The organism is Vibrio sp. V38_P2S17PM301, from assembly GCF_009904845.1.
Taxonomy (GTDB): Bacteria; Pseudomonadota; Gammaproteobacteria; order Enterobacterales; family Vibrionaceae; genus Vibrio; species Vibrio proteolyticus.
Genome location: NZ_WXWO01000007.1, coordinates 1 through 2,655, shown reverse-complemented (window position 1 = coordinate 2,655; position 2,655 = coordinate 1). Strand labels below are relative to the sequence as shown.

The window sequence follows — 2,655 nt, the reverse complement described above, 5'->3', positions numbered from 1 at the left end:
TTTCTCACCATAGAACACCTGCCTTCTGTACTTTGGTGCAAAAACCACATGATATTTACAATTCCATCGCGTGTGCGCTAAGCTCTTTTCGTCCCCCATTGGGACCCCCTTTCAATTCTTAATTAACTCTTGCAGTTGCCAGACCACAAGACGTTTTTATCAAATTGAAAGGGGTTATATAACTAACTTATAGCTGTAAGCTTTACGGAACCCCCAGCCTAGCTGGGGGTTTTCTCTATACAAAATGAGGCCACCGTAATAGGTGGCCTTTGATTAACCGGATTTTTCCATCGGATAAATGTTGCAGAATAGCTCTTTTTCGTACTGATATTCCAACCGCTCTCGCCAGGGCAATGCATCTGAAATCGGGATTAAATAAAACGTCTCTCTGCCCATATCGGTAACGAATGCCATGCCATGCTGCATCAACTCATAGTGAACGTCATTGACAAACCCCATGCTGAAACTCTGGCGTCCGGTAAGCTGATTCACGTCCTCGCGTGTCATGGTGATCCCACCACTCTCCTGTTCAAAACGCGTTCTCAGCCAATCGGCAAACTCTCGTGCACAAATCATCGTCTTCATCCTTTCCTTGAAGTCTGTTTAACGAGTCGCAAGCCTCCGACCCACAGATTTAATTCATACCTTATCCTTCAGATGCCAACCGATTGATACTCAGGTAATCACTGCCCGAATCGCAGAGTCGCGAAACGGATCAGCCTGATCGTTCTGCTGACCTACAGCGTGTGCCTTAGGTAAGTCATACTCGATAAATTCACTGTAGACAAAAGTGTGACGCTTCTCCAGTTTTAGTTATGCAATTGCATTCCCAAAACTAAGACTCACAATACATACTCAACTGGTTGATTGCTCTAACATCGCCATACATTGAGACGGCATGCGCTTGACTGACGGCTTTTTCGTTGGCGTTTTAGTGGCGACGGGTTGCTGTATTTTTGGCTTGGGTTGTGGTTTCCAACTGGCCAGCTCAGCCCCACACCCATCCCCCCGAGGCGGCGGCGCCTGAGGTGTACAACTGCGATCGCCTTCAGGGCAGTTTAAGCGTACGTGCATATGGTAATGATGCCCCCACCACGGCCTGACCTTGCGCAGCCAGGCACGCTCCTCTGAAGGTTCACTGTCGCACAGCTGTTGCTTGATAACGGGGTGCACAAATATCCGAGCTACCTGATCGTAACTCGCCGCCATTTTTATCAGTTGGAAATGCTTTTGCTGCCAGTTCTCCCGTGTCAGTCGATACTGTTGAAGATTCACAACACTCACTGGCTCTGGCTTTGCCAACTCTGAGTCATTGAGTTTGACACTGCTTAAACGCAACCAGATGTCGATATCAAGCCCGGTTTGATGGCTGGAATGGCCGCTGGAAAAACGGCCACCTTGTGGTAGGGAAAGATCCCCCACCAACAGATTTGTGTTCAGGCTGGCATTCACCTTAGCAGCAAGCGATTCAATATATTCAATCGTTTGAGGATGCGCATAGTAACGTGCGCGTTGACTGCGCAGCACCTGGTAACCTTCTCCTTGTAACGGAAGAGGTTCTGCCCCCGCAATACAGCCGTTCGCATAACTTCCGATCGATTGACTCGGCTGTGAAGAAGGCGATTTAAGTTGCTCCCAAGGCGTGGCATAAAGAGAAAATGGCCAAATGAGTAATCCTACTAAACAAAACTTGCGCATTTTCCCTCCTAGCGTTAATCAATAGTGCTGTGCATTATCATAGTATTCATTGGGTTTCAGTGCTGAGAAAATAACGGCAACATCAACATCTTCACCCATAATAGCGCGCACCTGTTGAGTGATGATTTGAGCGACTTGATCCTGAACCTCCTGACCACGATCAAACCACAGCACCTCAACGAACGGATACGCCGCTGTCACTTCGCTTTCATAATAAAAAGTGGAGTAGATATACTCAAATGTAAAGTCTTCTCGTGGGCATGCCATCAGAGGCTGCAGCTCATCAAGCAAAGTATTAGATAGCGTTTGAACGGTTTGAGGCTCTACAGCACGAAAACGTAAATGGGGCATGGAAAAATCCTAAGTCATTGGGTTGATAAGAAATAATAGCAAGATATATGCGTAAACTCACGGCCGTCAGTATCAACTTATTTTGGGAGAAGCGGGGTTAGAAAAAAGGACGGAAATACGCTTGACGTATTTGAACAGTGAAGATGAATAGTTTTAAAAGCAAAAAGGCCTCAGTCTTTCGACTGAGGCCTTGAATATGGCAGGGGTGGAGAGATTCGAACTCCCAACACGCGGATTTGGAATCCGCTGCTCTGCCAATTGGAGCTACACCCCTACAGTTCGTGTTTAATGAGACGACTCTCGAATAAATGGCGGAGCGGACGGGACTCGAACCCGCGACCCCCGGCGTGACAGGCCGGTATTCTAACCAACTGAACTACCGCTCCGCACTGGTTAGACTCTAAGTCTAAGTTTTTTGTCTTTAGACTTTCCCTTAATTAAAAGGTCTAAAATCTAAAAACGAAATAAAAGCCTGGCGATGTCCTACTCTCACATGGGGAAGCCCCACACTACCATCGGCGCTAATTCGTTTCACTTCTGAGTTCGGCATGGAATCAGGTGGGTCCAAATCGCTATGGTCGCCAAGCAAATTCTTAAAATTCGGAA

General features: G+C 47.2%; 4 protein-coding genes, 2 tRNA genes and 1 rRNA gene. All 7 read right to left on the bottom strand.

From position 1 onward, the window contains the following. The coding region (locus CAG64_RS02180) for a transposase (protein ID WP_171052004.1) at window positions 1-99 on the bottom strand (99 nt) is incomplete at its 3' end. Window positions 100-273: 174 nt separating this feature from the next. Further along, on the bottom strand, window positions 274-585 hold the full coding sequence (locus CAG64_RS02175) for a hypothetical protein (protein ID WP_040903009.1): 312 nt from the start codon (window positions 583-585) through the stop codon (window positions 274-276). A gap of 270 nt (window positions 586-855) precedes the next feature. Beyond that, window positions 856-1,698, bottom strand: coding sequence for a penicillin-insensitive murein endopeptidase (mepA, locus tag CAG64_RS02170; protein WP_161488557.1), 843 nt, complete (start codon window positions 1,696-1,698; stop codon window positions 856-858). Between the two features lie 18 nt (window positions 1,699-1,716). Continuing rightward, window positions 1,717-2,049: a DUF1904 domain-containing protein gene (locus tag CAG64_RS02165; RefSeq protein ID WP_161452770.1), complete on the bottom strand. Its 333-nt coding sequence runs from the start codon at window positions 2,047-2,049 to the stop codon at window positions 1,717-1,719. Window positions 2,050-2,246: 197 nt separating this feature from the next. Beyond that, window positions 2,247-2,323: transfer RNA gene (locus CAG64_RS02160), tRNA-Trp, on the bottom strand. A gap of 35 nt (window positions 2,324-2,358) precedes the next feature. Then, window positions 2,359-2,435 (bottom strand) — tRNA-Asp (locus CAG64_RS02155). An 84-nt stretch (window positions 2,436-2,519) separates the two neighbouring features. Next, window positions 2,520-2,635: ribosomal RNA gene (gene rrf, locus CAG64_RS02150) — 5S ribosomal RNA — on the bottom strand. Between the last annotated feature and the right edge of the window lie 20 nt (window positions 2,636-2,655).